At 60.9% G+C, this 19,075-nt stretch carries 16 protein-coding genes; 3 read left to right on the top strand and 13 right to left on the bottom strand.

What is annotated here, in order from left to right:
- Positions 1–154 precede the first annotated feature (154 nt).
- A complete protein-coding gene (locus tag PQR40_RS20690) occupies positions 155–1,333 on the bottom strand; it encodes a porin (protein ID WP_408509771.1) in 1,179 nt (392 codons plus the stop codon).
- A 326-nt stretch (positions 1,334–1,659) separates the two neighbouring features.
- Here PQR40_RS20690 and PQR40_RS20685 point away from each other — a divergent pair, with 326 nt between their 5' ends.
- Complete coding sequence (locus tag PQR40_RS20685; protein WP_408232628.1) at positions 1,660–1,935, top strand: DUF4148 domain-containing protein; 276 nt, start codon at positions 1,660–1,662, stop codon at positions 1,933–1,935.
- A gap of 1 nt (position 1,936) precedes the next feature.
- The gene (locus PQR40_RS20680; protein WP_408232631.1) at positions 1,937–2,200 is read left to right on the top strand and encodes a DUF4148 domain-containing protein; all 264 of its coding nucleotides are present in this window, start codon (positions 1,937–1,939) and stop codon (positions 2,198–2,200) included.
- Between the two features lie 250 nt (positions 2,201–2,450).
- On the opposite strand, the gene PQR40_RS20675 is transcribed toward PQR40_RS20680, so the two are convergent.
- The 4 genes from PQR40_RS20675 to PQR40_RS20660 form a co-directional block, all read right to left on the bottom strand.
- Positions 2,451–3,554 (bottom strand): porin, encoded by a 1,104-nt coding sequence (locus tag PQR40_RS20675; protein ID WP_408232634.1) that lies wholly within the window; start codon positions 3,552–3,554, stop codon positions 2,451–2,453.
- 995 nt (positions 3,555–4,549) lie between these two features.
- Positions 4,550–5,260: a winged helix-turn-helix transcriptional regulator gene (locus PQR40_RS20670; RefSeq protein ID WP_408232637.1), complete on the bottom strand. Its 711-nt coding sequence runs from the start codon at positions 5,258–5,260 to the stop codon at positions 4,550–4,552.
- Between the two features lie 35 nt (positions 5,261–5,295).
- Entirely contained in the window at positions 5,296–6,693 is a 1,398-nt protein-coding gene (locus PQR40_RS20665) for a HAMP domain-containing sensor histidine kinase (RefSeq protein WP_408509770.1), read from the bottom strand.
- 13 nt (positions 6,694–6,706) lie between these two features.
- Positions 6,707–7,384: a response regulator transcription factor gene (locus PQR40_RS20660; RefSeq protein ID WP_074286056.1), complete on the bottom strand. Its 678-nt coding sequence runs from the start codon at positions 7,382–7,384 to the stop codon at positions 6,707–6,709.
- Between the two features lie 360 nt (positions 7,385–7,744).
- Between PQR40_RS20660 and PQR40_RS20655 the strand changes: the two genes are divergently transcribed.
- On the top strand, positions 7,745–8,092 hold the full coding sequence (locus PQR40_RS20655; RefSeq protein ID WP_408232643.1) for a DUF4148 domain-containing protein: 348 nt from the start codon (positions 7,745–7,747) through the stop codon (positions 8,090–8,092).
- Positions 8,093–8,149: 57 nt separating this feature from the next.
- On the opposite strand, the gene PQR40_RS20650 is transcribed toward PQR40_RS20655, so the two are convergent.
- Genes PQR40_RS20650 through PQR40_RS20615 form a run of 8 tightly spaced genes read right to left on the bottom strand, consistent with a single transcriptional unit; the run spans position 8,150 to position 19,071 of the window.
- The gene (locus tag PQR40_RS20650) at positions 8,150–11,350 is read right to left on the bottom strand and encodes a multidrug efflux RND transporter permease subunit (RefSeq protein WP_408509769.1); all 3,201 of its coding nucleotides are present in this window, start codon (positions 11,348–11,350) and stop codon (positions 8,150–8,152) included.
- Between the two features lie 12 nt (positions 11,351–11,362).
- Positions 11,363–11,911, bottom strand: a complete 549-nt coding sequence (locus PQR40_RS20645) for a GNAT family N-acetyltransferase (protein WP_408232649.1) — start codon at positions 11,909–11,911, stop codon at positions 11,363–11,365.
- 4 nt (positions 11,912–11,915) lie between these two features.
- Entirely contained in the window at positions 11,916–12,497 is a 582-nt protein-coding gene (locus PQR40_RS20640) for a GNAT family N-acetyltransferase (RefSeq protein WP_408232652.1), read from the bottom strand.
- Positions 12,498–12,501: 4 nt separating this feature from the next.
- Positions 12,502–13,863: a TldD/PmbA family protein gene (locus tag PQR40_RS20635; RefSeq protein WP_408509802.1), complete on the bottom strand. Its 1,362-nt coding sequence runs from the start codon at positions 13,861–13,863 to the stop codon at positions 12,502–12,504.
- The gene (locus PQR40_RS20630; RefSeq protein ID WP_408232655.1) at positions 13,863–15,299 is read right to left on the bottom strand and encodes a TldD/PmbA family protein; all 1,437 of its coding nucleotides are present in this window, start codon (positions 15,297–15,299) and stop codon (positions 13,863–13,865) included. Before PQR40_RS20630 ends, PQR40_RS20635 begins: the two co-directional genes overlap by 1 nt.
- Positions 15,292–16,953 carry an ABC transporter ATP-binding protein gene (locus tag PQR40_RS20625; RefSeq protein WP_408232658.1) on the bottom strand — a complete coding sequence of 554 codons (1,662 nt, stop codon included), beginning with the start codon at positions 16,951–16,953 and terminating at the stop codon, positions 15,292–15,294. Before PQR40_RS20625 ends, PQR40_RS20630 begins: the two co-directional genes overlap by 8 nt.
- Positions 16,950–18,065 carry an ABC transporter permease gene (locus tag PQR40_RS20620; protein WP_408232661.1) on the bottom strand — a complete coding sequence of 372 codons (1,116 nt, stop codon included), beginning with the start codon at positions 18,063–18,065 and terminating at the stop codon, positions 16,950–16,952. The genes PQR40_RS20625 and PQR40_RS20620 overlap by 4 nt, the downstream gene beginning before the upstream one ends.
- Positions 18,019–19,071 carry a microcin C ABC transporter permease YejB gene (locus PQR40_RS20615; RefSeq protein ID WP_408232664.1) on the bottom strand — a complete coding sequence of 351 codons (1,053 nt, stop codon included), beginning with the start codon at positions 19,069–19,071 and terminating at the stop codon, positions 18,019–18,021. The genes PQR40_RS20620 and PQR40_RS20615 overlap by 47 nt, the downstream gene beginning before the upstream one ends.
- Positions 19,072–19,075 lie beyond the last annotated feature (4 nt).

The raw sequence follows: 19,075 nt of genomic DNA, 5'->3' as shown, positions 1-19,075 counted from the left end.
CTGGCGAACTCTGCCGGTTAAATCTGCCGCTTGAATCTGCCAACTGAGTCCGCCAACTGAGTCCGCCAATGCCATAAAAAACGTCGCCGGTTCATCACCGGTGACGTTTGCGCTTCAGGCAAGCTTACGGCACCTTGCGGTTCGCTGGTGACGCTCAGAACCGATGCCGCATTCCCAAGGCCACAACCGCCTGCCGATCGCTCGACGAAGCCGCCAGCGAATAGATCGACGCATTGCCAAGCACCGCAATACCGTCTGCACCCGACACGTGTTGATACACGCCTTCCAGATACAGGTCGGTTCGCCGTGACAATGCGTAGTCCGCCTGAAGCATGAACTGATTCCACTTCGGCGCAAAGCTCTTGCCGGCGTCGCTGAAATGTCCGTCGGTGAACGTGTACGAACCGCCCAGCGAGAATGCCGGTGTAATCGCGTAGCGCGCATTCAGCTCGTAGTTATTGAAAGTCAGCATATCGCCGTTGAGCGTGGAATACGCGCCGCCCTGCGTAATCTGATGCGGATCGTTGAGCATCGTCCGGGTAAAGACGAGGCCAACGGTCGCCGCACCGAACGTGTAGCGACCTGCCGCGCCGAGGATACGCTGGCGTGCGCCGGTGAAGGTCGCATCGCCGTCGCTACTGCTCACCGCGCCGCCGGTATTGTTGGGTTGATTGACGCCGCCCGGCTGGTTCACCTGCAGATAAGCCACCGCCAGATTGAACGGGCCGCCCGCCCATTGCGCGCCGAGACTATAGGCGTTGTTGTTGCTGAAGCCGCCTGCGGCATTGCTGAAGGCGTAGGCGCCGCCGACCGTGAAGCCGTCATAAGTCGCGCTGCGGAATTTCAGCGCGTTGTTCATGCGCAGGTCGTTGTTGAGGTTGTCGTTATCGAACGGATGGTCGGCAATATTGCCGCCGAATCCCGAGCCGGTTGCCGAAAGCGGCGCGACGAAATCGACGAGGAAATCGTATTGCCGGCCCATCGTCACGGTACCCCACTCTTTGCTGGCGATGCCAACCCATGCCTGTCGGCCGAACTCATCGCCGCCATTGGAGAACTTGCCGCTATCGATATTGAAACCGTTCTCAAGATCGAAGACCGCGCTCAGTCCGCTGCCCAGGTCTTCGTTACCACGCAGGCCCCAGCGGTCGGTACTGACATTGCCGCTTTCCATCATCCAGTTGCTTTTTCCGCCTGAGGTCGATTTCTGATTGCTGACGTAGTCGATGCCGGTATCGAGCGTCCCGTAGAGCGTAACGCTGCTTTGTGCGTGCGCCGCCGCGCCGAAGGTGCCAGCCAGCGCGACGAGTGTGGTTGCCAATGCTTTATTCATGTCTGATTCCGGGTAAGAGAAGGCGCCGATCCGCGCATTGACGGACCGATCCCGCACACCGTGCGGGTAGTCGCAATGTAGGTTTGCGGAGTGACATACCCGTGATCAAAACCGGCTGATTCATGAAACGTTTTTTATGTTCATGAAATGCGCCCGACAACTCCCCTCACTATTGGCCCGGCGACGCTCCAGCGGATAAATATCTTTTCATGCGTACACCACCGATCCGCTAAAGCCAGGTGACTATCCTTCTCATCAACCGATCCACGAATGCATAGCGGTTCGCGAATCGGTCCCATCCAATTTGATTTGTGAGGATTACGAACATGAAATCTCTGACGCTCGCCATCGCTTTCATCGGTGCAACCGCAACGGCTTCCGCTTTCGCTCAATCGACGACGGCTCCGACTCAGCAGAGCGCCGCGCCGGCAATGCAAGTGGCGCAGAACAGCACCTCCGCGGTTAACGCAGCAGGATCGTGGGTGGCGCCTTACGGTCAGGCGACCGGCGGGAAGACGCGTGCGCAGGTCTATCAGGAACTGGTGCACGCGGAGAAAGACGGCCAGCTCGCCTATCTGAACTCGACCCTTTACGCACACTGAGATGCGCGTGAAGAAAAGCAGGCGAGCAAGCACCGCATTGGCGCTGCTTCTCGCCTCCGGCCTTGCAGTGGCGGCCACGTCGGCCGCCGCCGCGCCGCCGGTAGGCGGAACACTGAGCCGGTCGACCGCGCTGGCATCCGCCGGCGGGTGGACTTCGCCAAACGCAGTGAATGGCCGTGGCAAAACACGGGCCCAGGTTTACCGGGAACTGATCAAAGCCGAGAACGATGGCCAGATGAATTATCTGAACCGGCTCTATCGTTAAACGCAACACGCGGCATCTCTCTCCCTGACATCCATGACTCTTCGCACCGCGATCAGACGATCTGCTTCGTTCGCCGTTGTCGCCGTTGCAGCCGGACTGTTGCTATCCGGCTGCGCAACGACATCGACATCCACCAGCGCCGACAACTGTGTCGGTCCACCGAGTTTCTGCAATATCTATTTTGGTTCATGAACAAAAAAGAGTGCGCTCCCCCTTCGGGCAGCGCGCTCTTTTACTTGATGCCGATGCTTTAGAACGAGTGTCGAATGCCCACCCGGCCGACGACCTGCTTGCCGTCAGACGAAGGATCGAAGCCGGCGATCTGCGCTACGGCGCCGCCGCTGGCCTTCTGTAGTGCCGCGAGCGCGTAGATGGCGGTGCGTTTCGACAATTCGTACTCCGCGCTCAGGTTGAGCTGCTGGTACTTGGGCTCCTGATTGGTCGCATGATCGCGGCCATCCGTGTAGGTGTAGCCGGCAGCGAGATTCAGCTGACTGGTTGCCGCAAACGTACCGGCAATTTCATAGTTCTGGAATTTGACGTCCTGTCCCGCATCGCCCTGCTGGAAATTGACGTTGGTGAAGTTGCCCATCACCTTGAACTTGCCGATCTGATAAGAAGCGCCGGCAGCAAAGATACCCTGACTACGCGCATTGGCCAGATAGTTACCATACACCGCATTGGTAAAGCCCGAGCCATTCTGATAGCTCTGGATCGACTGTTCCGGATCGTTGACCCGCAGATAGCCTGCCCCCATCGAGAACGGTCCGTTCGTATACGACGCTGCCGCGCTATAGGCGGAGTTATTCGAGAACTGTCCCGCCTGCCCACCGAACGAATAGAGGGCTTCGCCCGTAAAGCCACCGATAGTGGGACTCGTGTACTTCACCGCGTTGCTGATAGCGAAGCCGTTATCGAGGTTATCCATGTCATTGGGGTGGGAGAAATACCAGCCACCGTAGGTACCGTTAAGCGAGAACGGTTCGATGAGATCGACGACCGGATCCCACTGCCGCCCGAGGGTGACCGTACCGGCTGTCTGACTCGCGAGCCCGACGTAGGCGTTACGGGAGAAGGCCAGACCGCTGCCGAGACCGCCGTTAGTCGAATTGAAGCCGCTTTCCAGATCGAACACCGCTGAGAGACCGCTGCCGAGATCTTCCTTGCCTCGGAGGCCCCAGCGGCTGCCTGCACTGACGCCGCTGGCCATTTGATAGAGATGGTTACCGTTGACGTTGCTGGCGAAGTCGATACCCGTATCGAGCAGCCCGTAGAGCGTGACGCTGCTTTGCGCGTGCGCGGTGGAAACGGCGCCAATACATAGGAGTGCCCCGACCAAGTGTGTCAGTTTCATCTTCTGATTCATGAATCACCTTTCATTTAATTAAGGATGCCTGATAGCAGTGGATATTTTGCGGTGCTGTGTGACCACGGAGTGAATATATCGAGGTCAGAAACCGTTGCATCTGCAATACAGACTTTCAGTTTTTTTGTTGGGTTTTCATGAAGGGGGCGTTGACCCAAGGTGCATGAGAGGGGGGTTTTTGGTCGGGTGTGTGCCTACGGCGATGGGGTTTTCTTGGTTTGTTTTCCTGCCCAGCGCTTGTTTGTCTGTGTTCTTATGGCGTTGGCCTTTCCTTGTTTTCTTATTGGTCTATTAGCGTCGCCCCTGTGCGGGGCGGGCACTTACTTCTCTTTGCCGCCGCAAAGAGAAGTAAGCAAGAGAAAGCGGCTCACACCGCTAATTCTTAAGCGGGTCCGCCGCGCAGCCACGGTAGTGGTGCATCTGGAATCCGTGCCCTCGCACCTTCGGCGCTGGTGGCAAAGGACTCGTCAGCTCCCACTCCGCACTGCGTGCGTCGTGGATGGGTATGCATGGGAAATCAGGGGCTTCGCTTCGCGCAGTGGGGCCGTCGGCTTCGCCTCGGCGGCGACGAAGTTGCTGAAGAAACCAAAGTGGCTTCGTTTGCAGGAAACCACCGGTTTCGCCTCAGCGGAGCGCGAGCACGAAAACGTAGTGGTTGGTTCTATGAAGTGCGCGTCGGCGCGCGCAGCGCCGCCGGAAGTATGACTGCCTTGTCACTGACGCCGAATGTGCGGGAACACAGATTCCAGATGCACCACTAGCGTAACTGCGCGGGGGACCCGCTTAAGAATTAGCGGTTTGAGCTGCTTTCTCTTGCCTACTTCTCTTTGCAGCCGGCAAAGAGAAGTAGGTGCCGCCCCGCACAGGGGCAACGCTAATAGACCACTAACAAAACAAGGAAAGGCCAAAGCCATAGGCACACAGACCAAGGAAAAACCAACACCACAAGCAAACAAACAAGCGCCGCACAGGCAAAAAAAAGACTAAACCGAAACCTGATACCCAAACCGACTAACAGTCTCAATCCGAACCTCAGGCACATCCCCCAACAGCTTCCGCCTCAACCGCGAAACAACAAGATTAACGCTAGAAGGATCGACATCCTCCTTCTCCGGCCACGCGTACCGGATCAGCTGATCTCTGGCCACAGGCGCATTAACCTGTCTCATCAGGCATTCAAGCAAAAGAAACTCCCGCCGTGTAACGGCAACCCGCCGAGTACCACAAACAAGTTCCCGAGTAGCAGCATCCAAAGCCGGTCCACCCATCGAAGGCAAAACCGAAGCCGCGACAGAAGCGGACGCAGAACCACCCAACGCCCCCCGCCCGCCCCCAACCCGCTGCAAAGCGGCCATCCTCTCGTGCATTTCAATAAACGAATAAGGCTGGCAAAAACACGCATCCGCGCCAGCACGCAAAACCTTGGTGCGATCCTGCGCAGTAGCAGCACCAAGCACGGCAACAATCGCCGCCCCACTCCCGGCAACAGCAAACTCCCCAATAAACCCCTGCAGGGAAGAATAAAACCCAACCTCAAGCACCATCAAAACAATCGCATCGAACGGTTCCTGCGAAGCAAGAAAGACTCCGTCCCGCAGATCATCGGCCCGTTGCAGGCTATGGGCGCTCTCCTGCAGCGCCTTGAACAGCCATGCGGCTTCCGGATGAGAAGGACCCACGAACAGGACACGCATTCACCCCCCTGCCTGGACAAGAAAAGAATACGACCTCATGCAAGCGTCCTCGACCAGCATTCGATGGAAATCCTGGCGCCAGGCTGCGCATTACCGATCTTCATCGTGAAGTCATGCACCCTCATCACCGCTGAAACGATGCTCAAGCCGAGCCCCGATCCAGCCAGGTGCCGCGTACTCTCGCCCCGATAAAACCGTTGCAGGACAGCATCGCGTTCATCCGCGGCAATACCGGGCCCGTTATCGACAATATCCACCTGAGGCCCCGCCGAAGTCTGCCGAAGTTCCATGCGCACTTCCCCGCCCTCAGGCGTGAACTTGATCGCGTTATCCACCAGATTGCTCAACGCTTCAAACAGCAACGCACGGTCGCCATGAATCGCATCGACCGGTTGTACATGCACGAATAGCTGAATCGAGCGACTCTCGGCGAGCGGTTCGTAGAGTTCACCGACTTCCTGCACCAGCGTCTCCAGCTGCATTTCGCCGAACCCGCCGCGGCGCTGCAATGTGCCGATCTCGGAGATCCGCAACATGGCGCGAAAGCGGTCGAGCAATGCATCGGTCTCGATACGCGCACGCTCCACTAGCTGCGACAGCGCGGCGTCGTCGAGCGTATCGGTGCGCTCCGCCGCATGCGCCAGCAAGGTTCGCACATGCGCGAGCGGGGTGCGCAGATCGTGCGCGATACCGTCGCACGCACCCTTCACTTCGTTCATGAGGCGTTCGACTTCCGCGAGCATATGGTTCACCAGATGCGCGAGCATATCCACTTCGTCGCGTCCGCCGATCGGCAAGCGCTGTGCGAGATCGCCCTGTGCGATACGCTGCGTGACTCGCCGGATCGCTTTCAGCCGGCGCATCTGCCGCACGCTCAGGGCCAGTCCACCCGCCACACCCGCAAGCAGGCATACGATTCCGCCGCCCACCAGCGCGTTGATGATGGTCTCGCGAATCCGCAGGATGTGCGTCAGATCACGCGCGATGACGAGCGTCGAGCCGTCCTTGCGCCGCTCGGCCATGGCGCGGACTACCGGCGCCTGTTCGTTGCGCCCCATCGAAAGCGCGAGATCGAGCGTCTTGCCGGTGCGATTGGTGGGTAGTTTCGAGGGATACACCAGTACGTCGCCGGCCAGCAGTTGGCCGTCGGCAGCGAACAGGCCATAGTAATTGGTGTGCATGCGCTCGCGTTCGATACGCCGATGAATCGCGTCGGCAAGTCCGGCGTCAGGCACCGAATCGAAGTAGACCAGTTGCCAGTCCATCACCACATCGGTCTCGCGCTCCATATCGCCGGTCACAGCCCAGCCGATGTAGCCCAGCAACAGCATCACCGAAAGCGAAAAGATAACCGCGTAGACCGAGAGCAGGCGAAAGGTGGTGGAATGCCAGCGTCGCCCGAGCGCAGATTGAGCCGGGAAGGTTGTGTCCATCAGGATGATCTGCTCATGCGAGGATATAACCCGAGCCCCGCACGGTCTGAATCATCGGCGTGACGCCGGGGGGGTCGATTTTCTTGCGCAACCGGCCCATGTGCACATCGATCAGATTGGTGCCTGGGTCGAAGTGGTAACCCCACACTGCTTCGAACAGCATGGTACGCGTGATGGTTTGCCCTGCGTGCCGCATCATGAATTCGAGCACGCGATATTCAGTGGGCAGTAAAACGATCTCTTCGCCGTCACGCTGAACCTTGCGGGAAATCAGATCGAGTTCGAGCGGGCCGACCCGCAGATGGGTTTCGAGCGGTGTAGCCGGTGTTTGACTGCGGCGCAACAGGACTTCGAGGCGCGCGGTCATTTCTTCGGGGTCGAACGGCTTGGTCAGATAATCGTCGCCGCCAGCACGCAGGCCGCGTACTCTTTCATCCACGTCGCCCAGCGCGCTTAGCATCAGCACCGGTGTTTGAATGCCGATGCTGCGCATGGTGGTGAGGATCGTAAGGCCGTCCACGCCCGGCAGCATGCGGTCGAGCGTGATTACGTCGTAATCTTCGCTGATCGCGCGCGCCATGCCGTCACGGCCGTTCGCCACCCAGTCCACGGTGAAGCCGCGGCTTTTCAGCTCCCCGACAATTTCATTCGCGGTAATTTCATCATCTTCGATCGTCAGTACTCGCGACATGATCATTGCATGCGCTGCCACCTGCTCTACTGACGCAAGCGGCGGGCGCGACCGGTTATCAGTAGGAAGACATAATGCCATATTCGGCTTGCGCGTTCAGGGTACGGACGTGCGATTCGACGGGTGTCGCCGCTTTGCCTCAGTGCCTGCCTGCAGGCTACGCGCAGTCGTATAGCGGATGAATATCCGCTTCATGAAGAAAAATTTAAGTTCGCCGCGGGCTCAATGAAAACGAGCGAAGCAACGATAAAACAAATTTCATTTTCCCGACGCCGCTCCGGTAGGCGGCCTCAACTAGCCTACTGCCATCCCGCTGCTTTCCTTGCGGTCCGACTCGAACCCTATCGTGGATGGTATGAAATGAAGCTCGCAACCAGAACCCTCGTCACCACCCTTCTGCTGATCGGCAGCGCTTCGGCGATGGCCTCGCCGGGTCTCACGCCGCAACAATGCAACGACTATCCGTTCAAGCAGCTCAAGAGCGAAGTGACACACAAGCAGTTGATGCAGGAACTCGGTGAACTCGAGGCGGTGGGTTACGATCCCGACGACGCCAACACCTACCCGGACGACCTGTCACAGGCGGAACAGAACCTGCAAGCCGAATATCGCGCGGACTGCATGCCGGCCGCGCATGCGTCCGCCACCACTACGCAAACGCCGGCTGGAGCGGCGTCCACGCAAGCCGCGAATCAGCCGGCCGGCTAACCACCGCGCCCGGCTCTGACGGCGGCGGCGCCCACGCGCGGTGTGAGCGCCGTCACGTCATCGGCCATTCGTCAGCCGGCCGCGCTCTGCCGTCTCCCGGCGCCCGCGTCGTTCGTCACGCTTGCGGCGCAGCTCTGCGAGCCGGCGCCTGCTATACGTTAGCGAGGCAACCGCGTGAAACGCAACCGGCGCGAACACGAGACCGAACAGCGTGGCCGCCAATACTCCGCCGAACACACCGGTGCCGATCGAACGACGACTCTCGGCGCCCGCTCCGCTCGACACCACCAAGGGTACGACGCCCAGCAGGAACGCCGCCGAGGTCATCACGATCGGCCGGAAACGCGCGGCCGCGGCGTCGGTCACGGCACGCGTCAAGGGCAGGCCCTGTCGATACAGATCGCGTGCGAACTGCACGATCAGAATTGCGTTTTTCGCCGCGAGGCCGATCACCGTAATCATGCCGACCTTGAAGTACACGTCGTTGGGCATGCCGCGCAGCAGCACCGCGGCGACCGCGCCGATCACGCCGAGCGGCACGACCATCAGCACGGCAAGCGGGATCGTCCAGCTTTCGTACAAGGCCGCCAACGCCATGAACACGGCCAGCAGCGACAACGCGATCAGCAACGGTGTGAGCTGAGCCGCCGCGGTTTCTTCGCGCGCCGCGTCGACCCAGTCATACGAAACACCGATCGGCAATGAGGCAGCGAGCCGTTCCATCTCCGCCATCGCCGCGCCCGAACTGTAGCCGGGGGCTGCGTGGCCGCTCACGTCGAGCGACGGATAACCGTTGTAGCGGGTCAGCATCACCGGGCCGATGGACCAATGCCGTGACGCGATCGCGGATAGCGGCACCATGCCGCCCGTCGAGTTCGGCACGGCGAGCGCCATCAGATCGTCTTCGGTCATGCGCGTGGCGGCGTCGGCGGAGATCATCACGCGGCGCATCCGGCCGCCGGCTGGAAAATCGTCGATATACGTCGAGCCGAAGGTGCTGCCCAGCACATCCGAGATGCGGTCGAACGACACGCCGAGCGCGTACGCTTTCGCGCGGTCGATGATGAGTTCGACGCGCGGCGCATCCGGCAGATCTTCCGAATGCACCGAAGCCAGTACCGGGCTTGCCTTGGCCTGCGTGAACAGTTGCTCGCGCGCGGCCTTCAGCGCGTCCAGCCCAACGCCGCCGCGATCTTCGAGCCGGAACACGAAACCGTCCGAATGCCCGAGTCCGGGCACGGAAGGCGGCAATTGCGCCTCGACATTACCGTCGAGAATCTTGTCGAACTTCTCGTTGAGCCGGTCGCGCAACGCCATCGCATCGGTGTCGCGCTTACCCCAGTCTTTCAGTTCGACAAAGCCCATCGCCACGTTCTGACCGCTGCCGGTAAAACTCCAGCCAACCACACTGGTGACGTGCGCAATCGCGAACTCAGTGTGCAGGATTTTTTCCACCCGTTGGACCACCGCGAGCGTACGTGCCTGCGTCGCACCGGCCGGCAATTGCACCATCACCTGCAACTGACCTTCGTCTTCGCTTGGCAAAAAACCGCCGGGCAACTGCCAGTACAGTGCCGCGCACACGCCAACCAGCACGGCATAGATCGCCAGCATCGGTGCGATACGGTGCAACGTACGCGCGGTCAGCCCGCGATAGCCGCGCGCGGCACGATCGAAACCGGCCGTGAAACTGCTCGCCGCACGCGCCGCAAAGCCGGGCAAGCCGCGGCGGGCGTCGCGTTGACTAACCGGGTGCTTATGCGCTTTCAGCAAATTCGCGCACAGCGCGGGCGTCAACGACAAAGCCATGAACGATGAAATCAACATCGACGCGATCATCGCCACCGCGAACTGACGGTAGATGCCGCCGACGCCGCCCGGAAAGAACGCCATCGGCACGAACACGGCCGTCAGCACCGCGGTCACGCCAACGATCGCGCCGCCGATTTGCGACATCGCTTTACGGGTGGCCTCACGCGGCGGCAGGCCCTCTTCTTCCATTACGCGATGCACGCTTTCCACCACCACGATCGCATCGTCGACGAGAATGCCGATGGCAAGCACAAGGCCGAACATCGTGAACACGTTGATCGACAGGCCGCACGCGTACATCGCGAGAAACGCGCCCATTAGCGTGACCGGAATCACGACAGTCGGCACCAGCGTATAGCGCAGATCGCGCAGGAACAGCCACATCACGAAGAACACCAGCACCACCGCTTCCGCCAGCGTGACGAGCACTTCACGAATCGCAATCTTTACGAAATGCGCGTTGTCGAACGGAATTTCGACGGCGACGCCCGGCGGCAAGCCTTTCGACAACTCGGCGAGCCGCGCGCGGATGGCGTTGGAGGTCTCGAGCGCATTACCGCGCGGTCCGAGTTGAATCCCGACGGTCGCCGCAGCCTTGCCGTTCAGGCGCGAGTAGTACGAGTAATTGTCGCGGCCCAGTTCGACCCGCGCGACATCGCGCAAGCGCACCGCCGAACCGTCGGGCAGCGCCTTCAGCACGATCTGTCCGAATTCGGCGGGTGAAATCAGTTGCCCCTTCACGCTGACCGAGGCCGTCAACTGCTGACCCGGAACGAAAGGCGCGTCGCCCAGCGTACCGGCCGTCACCGTGGCGTTCTGCGCAGCGATCGCGGCATTCACCTCCGCTGCGCCGAGCCCGTACTCGCGCAGCTTCATTGGATCGAGCCAGATACGCAGCGCTTCGTCGGCGTCCCACAACTCGGCCGCACCCACGCCAGGCGCGCGCTTCAGTTCGCGCAGCACGTAGCGGCTCAGATAGTCGCTCAATTGCACGGAATCGCGCGAGCCATCCGTGGATGTCAGCGCGACCAGCATCAGAAACGTGTTGGCCGCCTTGAATACGCTAATGCCCTGCTGCACGACCTGTTGCGGCAAACGCGGCTCGACCTGCTTGAGCCGGTTCTGGATATCCACCAGTGCCAGGTCAGGATTGGTACCTGGCGCAAAGGTCGCGTCGATCTCGAGATTGCCAAGGTTGTCGCTGGTCGTTTCGTAGTACAGCATATTGTCGGCGCCATCGAGACTCTCCTCGATGATGCTGCCGACGTTGGCGTCGACTACCTCAGTGGCCGCCCCCGGATAGGTCGCGCTGATCACGATACGCGGCGGCGCAAGACGCGGATACTGCGCCACCGGCAGTTGCGGAATGGCGAGCGCACCCGCCACGACAATGGCGAGCGCGACGATCCACGCGAAGACCGGGCGGTCTATAAAGAAGAATGGCACGCAAAATTCCGTTCAGATTGCCTGGAGGCGCGGCGCCTCGACGAGACGGGCCATATGCAGCACGTCGGCCAGAATGCCCTCACGCATTGCAAAACCGCGTGAACGGCCTTCTTCGACAAAGCCGAACTTGCGGTACAGCGCGATCGCCGGCGCGTTGTCGGTGAACACCGTGAGTTCGATGCGACGCAAACCGAGAGACGCATCCGCGCAGTCGGTCAACGCCTGCAGGAGAGCCGAGCCAACACCGCGCCCATGATACCCGTCATGGACGGCCAATCCTAAATGCGCGCCATGCGCGCGGCTCGAACGGTAAATCTCCAACCCGGCGTGCCCCACCATGCGACCGTCGAGACACGCGCACACACTCACACCGCCCTTCAGTTGCTTCTCGTGCCACGCGCGGAGTTGTTCAATGTTGCGATAGCCAACCGAGAGCGTGCCACGCCGCACGGCCGGCAGGCTCATGATCTCGGCAAGCGCCTCCATGTCGGACGATTCGAGCGCTCGCACCGTGATGCGGTTCTCGAGCGCCGCGTCGCTCTGCAACGTTTCTTCTTTCATGGCTTTATTCCGCTGCGAGGTTGGGTACTGAAGGCGCCGACATCAACGGTGCGGGTTCACGCAGCCGCGCCATGAAATAGCAGTCGATCAACACGCCACGGCGCAACACCGCGCCGCGCTGGTGCACTTCGATCTCGAAGCCGAACTTGCGGTACAACGCGAGCGCCGCATGGTTGTCAGCAAACACATGCAACTCAACCCGGCGCAGACCGAGCCAGTTGTCAGCGAGATCGAGTAATTCGGTCATCAGCACATTGCCGATGCCACGCCTGTGCCATGCGTCGTGCACGCAAATGCCAATCGACCCGGCATGCGCGCGGCGCCCCTTATAAGGTGTCAGTTCCGCTTCGCCAACCAGCGTGTCGCCGACAGTTGCCGCAATCACGATCTCGCCGGGGACCAGCTTCTCGATGTACTCCCGCGTGATGGCGACCGACTCAAACGGCACGTGCGGATTGCCGTTCACCACGACCGGCAGTTGCTGCATTGCGTGGAATTGTTCCGCGTCGGCCAGGCGCAACGCGCGCAGCGTCAGGCCCTCCGGCAAGCGCTCAGGTACAGATTCTGTTTCTTTGTTTTGATCCATAGGCTCATAACGTCAATTCGAATGATCTCGCCAGGATGCCGGGCAATTGCATGCCGCCCGTGGCGCGCTCGCCCCATGTCGAGTCGCTCAATAGCAATTCCGCTTGCGAGCCGAGTTGCTCGAGTTCGCTGCCGAGCAGACGGTACAAACTGTCGTCGAAACGCATGGCTTCGAGCGGCGCGACGATCTGCCCGTTCTCGACCCAGAAGGTCGCGAAGCGCGTCATGCCGGTCAGGCGGCAATTCATCCGGTCGGAGAAATTCACGTACCAGAGATTGCCGATGTAGAGACCGGTATCGAGCTTCGCCAGCACGTCCTCTTCCAGCAGTTCGCCCGCTTGCATCGAGAGCGCCGCCGGCGACTCGTTCGCCAGCGCGCCGTTGGGCGTCAACCCGTACTCGCGCGCGCTGCGTGCATTGGTCAGACGTTCAGCACTGCGGCCGGCCTGGATCAACGGGACGCTTTCACGCAGGTAGCCGTCGTCGTTAAAACCGGGGGTAATGCCGAGATTCAGATCTTCGCTGATCGTGACGCGCGGGTCGACTACGATTTCTCCCACATGCAGCTTGTACAACTCGCTGCGCGAACTCGCCTGCGCGCGTGCCGAAAAACCGTTCCATGCCGTCACACCGAGCAATTCGGCGAGTGCTTCAGGCGCCAGATATGAACGATAACGCCCCGGCGCCAACGTGCGCGGTGTGCGCGCAAGCACGGAGACGCGCGTTGCCGCCTGCCCGACCTTGCGCACGAACACGGCATCGCTCCAGTCGTCGCCGGCATACGTTGTTTTGATCGCGCGGCCGCTCGGGTCGTATAGCGACCAGCTGAAATTAAAGTTATCGACTTCGTACCAGCCGCGGCTGCCACTCGTGGACGCGAAACCGCGCACGATCGTACCGCCCGCGTAAAAGCCGACGAAATCCAGCCCTTGCGTACATTCGGCAACGGTGCGCAACAAGCCGCCCGGCTCCGGCAACTTGCCCGAGCGTTGCGTGGCGCGCTGCCATTGCGACGTGTCGAACAACAGATGCGGATCGTCTGCCGCACCGCGCAGGCTTTCACGCAAGGTGGCGAGCGTCGCGCTCACATCGTCGAGATCCTGTTGCAGGTCGCCGCAAACGGTCAGCGTCGAATAGGCCTGGCGTGCACCGTCGATCAAACGCAACGTCAGCTTGCCTTGCGACACGCTGCCGATCTGCCGCACCTTGCCCGAGTTGAAACGGATAAAGTCCGACTGCTCGCCCGCAAAAGAACTCAGCGTGGTTTCCGCGCCTTGCTGCAAGCGTTCGATGGCGTCGGCCAGCGATGTGAAATGCTGCTGCCAGTCAATCGACCGCGCGGAACGCGAGGACATGAATTGGCTCATCATGCGCCTCCGAACACGTCGATATTGCTGAACACGCAAGCCGGCGAAGCATGGCCGACGCGAATGATCTGCGCCGGTTCGCCCTTGCCGCACATGGACGTGCCGTACACCTCGCGCGTCTCCGCGCTCCCGACCGCGCTCAGGCTGCGCCAGAAATTCGCCGAAATGCCGCGGTAATTCGGCTGTTTGACGACCTCGGTGAGCTTGCCGTTTTCGATCAGTTGGCCGAACTCGCAGCCAAACTGGAATTTGTTGCGATGGTCATCGATCGACCACGACGTATTGGTGCGCATCAGAATGCCGTGTTCGATGTTGCCGATCATCTGCGCCAGTGAACTTTCACCGGGCTCAATATTCAGATTCGCCATCCGGTCGATCGGTGGCCGGTTCCAGTTCGATGCGCGCGAATTCGCCACACCCGCCATATGCGCGCGTTGCTGCGAAAGCGCACCGCCGAGCGGACGTTCGAGCACCCCGTCGCGTATCAGGTATTGCTTGTGCGCTTCGGTGCCGTCGTCGTCGAACGCGTAGGCGGCGGCCTCCTCGCGCAATTCGGGGTCGAAGGTCACGTTCAGCAGTTCCGACCCATAGCGGTACGAGCCGAACATTTCCTTCTTGACGAAGCTCCAGCCGGCGAAATTGCGCTCGTCGCCGAGAATACGATCGAGTTCGAGCGGATGGCCGATCGATTCGTGAATCTGCAGCATCATCTGATCGGGCATCAGCAGCAAATCGCGCTTGCCCGAAGGACAATTCGGCGCGGCCAGCAATTGCAGCGCTTCATTGGCGACACGTACGCCTGAGCCGTCGAAGCCGAAGCGCGTCAACACCTCCATGCCGCCCTGCCCCAAGGTGCCGTAATTACCGCCAAGGGTACGCACTTGCGTATCGCCGTCCGCGTGCGCGGCCACGCTCAATTGCGGCATCACGAACTGGAATCGCTGATCGATCCGCACACCGTCGCCGGTCATGTAGAGCTGGTCGGTATGCGTAATCTGCACGGCGGCGACGCGTTCGACGATGCGTGCATCGAGATTCGCGCTCGCGCACTCCACGCCCAGGCGGTCTAACCATTCGGCGCGGCCCGGCAATGCCTGCTGCGCGTTCGGCGACACATAGTGGCCGCTCACGGCGGGACGCGCCACCTCGCGATGATCGATCAACGAGAAGGCCGCGCTCGCTTCCGCGCGGGCCGTAGCGAGATCCAGCGCTTCCTGCAGGCCGGCGGCACTCAGATTCGCGGTGGCCGCATAGCCTGCTCCCGCGCCCACCCACGCGATCAGCATCGCGCCACGATCGCGCACCGTGCGCATTGGTTGTGCGATGTCGTTGCGGATCTCGTGATCGTCGATCTGTTCGTCGACAATGCGCAGCGACCAGAATGCCGCGCGGCTCATAAGCGATCGGGCGGCTTGCGCCCAACGTTCGTCAATCATTCGTGGTTCCCGTATGAGTCCCTGTTGCACCCACCGGCGACACAATCAGTGACGACGCGAGCAACGACTGAGTATAAGGATGCGACGGCGCGCGCAACACATCGAGTGTGTCGCCGGCTTCAACGATGCGTCCTGACTTCATCACGATCACGCGATGCGCCATGGCTCGCATCACCGCCAGATCGTGCGTAATGAACAAATAGCTTAGTTTGTACTTTTTCTGCAGATTCGTCAGCAGATTCAGCACCTGCTTCTGAATGGATACGTCGAGCGCACTGGTCGGCTCGTCGAGCACCAGCAATTCCGGCTCGACCGCGAGCGCTCGCGCAATCGCAATACGTTGGCGCTGGCCGCCGGAAAACTCGTGCGGATAGCGCAGCATGGAGTCCGCAGACATGCCCACTTCTTCCAGCAGGCCACCCACGCGTGCGCGCCGCGCTTTGGCATCCATGTCAGGCTGATGCATCGTCAGGCCTTCGCCGATGATCTGCTCCACCGTCATACGGGGCGACAATGAGCCAAACGGATCCTGAAACACGACTTGCATGCGCGAATACAGCGCCCGGCGGGAACGCTGGGTTTTCAGCGTGGAAAGCGGCAAGCCGTCGATATGAATATGGCCGGCCGCTGGTCGCTGCAGGCCTAGCACGGTCGCCGCCAGCGTCGATTTACCCGACCCCGATTCGCCGACGATGCCGAGCGTTTCGCCGCGCCGCACGCTCAGGTCGACGTCGTGCACCGCGCGGAAAGTGGAGCGCCCGAACATGGAACGCCAGCCTTTCGCGGACGTGCTGTAGTCGACGGCGAGCCCCTGCACCTCGAGCAACCGCCGTGCACCCGGCTCGACCGGCTCTACGGCACGTTGCGGCTCGCTGTCCAGCAGGCGCTGGGTGTAGGGATGCTGTGGGTTGGAGAATAGCGCTTCGGTCGTATTGGTTTCGACCAGCACACCCTTCTCCATCACCGCGACGCGCTGTGCAAAACGCTTCACCAGATTCAGGTCATGCGTGATCAGCAGTACAGCCATGCCACGTTCGGCCGCTTCCTGCTCCTGTAGCGTGATCAACAGATCGACGATCTGCTGGCGCACGGTAACGTCGAGCGCGGTGGTCGGCTCGTCGGCAAGCAGCAGACGTGGCCGGCACGCGAGCGCCATCGCGATCATCGCGCGCTGCCGCTGGCCGCCCGACAGTTGATGCGGAAAGCTGTCGATGCGGCGTTCGGGCTCGGGAATGCCCGTGCGCCTGAGTGCCTCAATGCCGCGCTGGCGCGCCGCGTTCGGCCGTAAGCCTTCGTGCAAACGCAAACTTTCGGCAATCTGCTTGCCGATCGTGAAGAGCGGATTGAGCGCCGTCATCGGCTCCTGAAACACCATCGCCACGTCGGCGCCGCGCAGGCCGCGCATCTGCTGCTCGGTTTTCTGCAGCAGATCTTCGCCGTCGAGCAGCATGCGGCCGCTCAGGTCGGCATGCTCGACAAGGCGAAGAATCGACAACGCGGTGACGCTTTTGCCGGAGCCCGATTCACCGACGAGTGCGACACGTTCGCCTCGCGCGATCGAGAGGCTCAGTTCGTGCACCGCGATCTTGTCGCCGAAACGCACGGAGAAGCGATCGATCTCGAGCAGCGGCCGGCTCGGCTTCGGGTCGCTCATCGCGGACCTCCACCGAATGCCGAGCCGCGCGAGCGTGTATCGAGCGCATTGCGCAACGCGTCGCCCATGAAGGTCAACAGCAGCAGCGTGATCACCAGGGCAGCGAACGCCGAGATCGAAATCCACCAGGCGTCGAGGTTGTTCTTGCCTTCCTGAAGCAGCTCGCCGAGGCTCGGCGTCGGCGGCGGCACGCCCAACCCAAGAAAGTCGAGACTGGTCAGCGACAGAATCGCGGCACTCATACGGAACGGAAGAAAGGTGATCACGGGTGTCAGGCTATTCGGCAGCACGTGGCGCCACATAATCTGCCAGTTCGAGAGGCCCATGGTGCGCGCCGCCCTCACGTAATCCAGCGAGCGGTTACGCAGGAATTCAGCGCGGACATAGTCGGAGAGCACGAGCCAGCCGAACATCGATAGAAGAATAAAGAGCAACCACAGTGTCGGCTCGAAGATCGACGCGAAGATGATCAGCAGGTACAGGTCAGGCATCGAACTCCAGATCTCGATCAGACGCTGGCCGATCAGATCGGTGCGCCCGCCATAAAAACCCTGCACCGCGCCGGTCAATACGCCGATCAGGACGCCGGATACCGTGAGCGCCAGCGCCATCAGCACCGAGAGCCGGAAACCGTACAGCAGCCGCGCGAGCACATCGCGGCCGTACTGGTCCGTGCCGAGCCAGTTGCTCCTGGTGGGCGGCGCCGGGTAAGGATGCGCGGCGAAGTAGTCGATCGTATCGTAGTGGAAATGATTCGGCGGATAGATCGCAAAGTTGCCGTTCGATTCGAGCCGCGAGCGGATATACGGATCGAGATAGTTCGCGCGTGCCGGAAAATCGCCGCCGAAAATTTTCTCCGAATAGTCCTTTATGATCGGAAAATAATAGTGCCCCTCATAACGGACAATCAAGGGACGATCGTTGGACAGCACCTCGCCGAGCAGGCTGATGACGAACAACGATACGAAGATCACGAGGCTCCAGTAACCGAGCCGCTGCCGTTTGAAGCGCAGCCATGTGCGTCGCCACGGAGATGGCGACGCCGCGTGCGCCGCACCGGACGCGTCAGCGGTCCAGGCGGTTGAATTGGATGCGGGGGTCGACGAGGACATAGCAGACGTCAGCAATGAGTTTGGTTACGAGGGCGATCAGCGTGAACAGAAACAGGGAACCGAGCACGACCGGATAATCACGGCGAATCACCGAGTCATACGAAAGTTGGCCCATGCCGTCGAGTGAGAACAGGGTTTCAATCAGCAGGTTGCCGTTCAGAAACGCGCCGACGAAGGCCGCCGGCAAACCGGTCAGCAACGGAATCGCGGCATTGCGCAGCACGTGTTTCCACAGCACATCGCGCTCCGGCGCGCCCTTGGCGCGCGCGGTCAATACGTATTGACGTCCGATCTCTTCGAGAAAGGTATTCTTGGTCAGGATGGTGACGATCGCGAAGTTGCCTACCACCGAAGCGGTGACCGGCAGCACGATGTGCCACAGGTAATCGAGCATCTTGCCGAAGGCGCTGAGGTCGCTGAAATTATCCGAGGTCAGGCCGCGCATCGGAAACACCTGCCAGAACGTGCCGCCGCCGAACAGCATCAGCAGCAGCACGCCCAGCACGAAACCGGGAATCGCGTAACCGGCGAGCACCAGTACGCTGGTCACGGTGTCAAAGCGCGAACCGTTGCGCACCGCTTTCGCAATGCCCAACGGCACCGATATCAGATACGTGAGCATCACCGTCCACAAGCCGAGCGTGATCGACACCGGCAGCTTTGATTTGATGACGTCCCACACGCTGTCATGCTGATAGTAGGACTGACCGAGATCGAAGGTCGCATAGCGCTTGAGCATCAGAACGTAGCGCTCGAGCGGTGGCTTGTCGAAGCCGAACTGCTTCTTGATCTGCTCGAGTTGTTGCGGATCGACACCCTGGCTGCCGTGATAGCCGCCGCCACCCGACCCCGCCTCTCCGCCACGGCCAACGCCGTGGCGGAGTTGCGTCATCACCTGTTCAACCGGCCCACCCGGCACGAACTGCGTGACGACAAAAGTCAGCGTGACCACGCCGAGCAGCGTTGGCACCATCAACAGCAACCGTCTGAGAATGTAGGCAAGCATGCTG

This window comes from Paraburkholderia sediminicola (genome assembly GCF_046026855.1).
Lineage (GTDB): Bacteria > Pseudomonadota > Gammaproteobacteria > Burkholderiales > Burkholderiaceae > Paraburkholderia > Paraburkholderia sediminicola_A.
The sequence above is the reverse complement of the archived record's forward strand: the minus strand, read 5'-3'. Positions and strand labels throughout refer to the sequence as shown.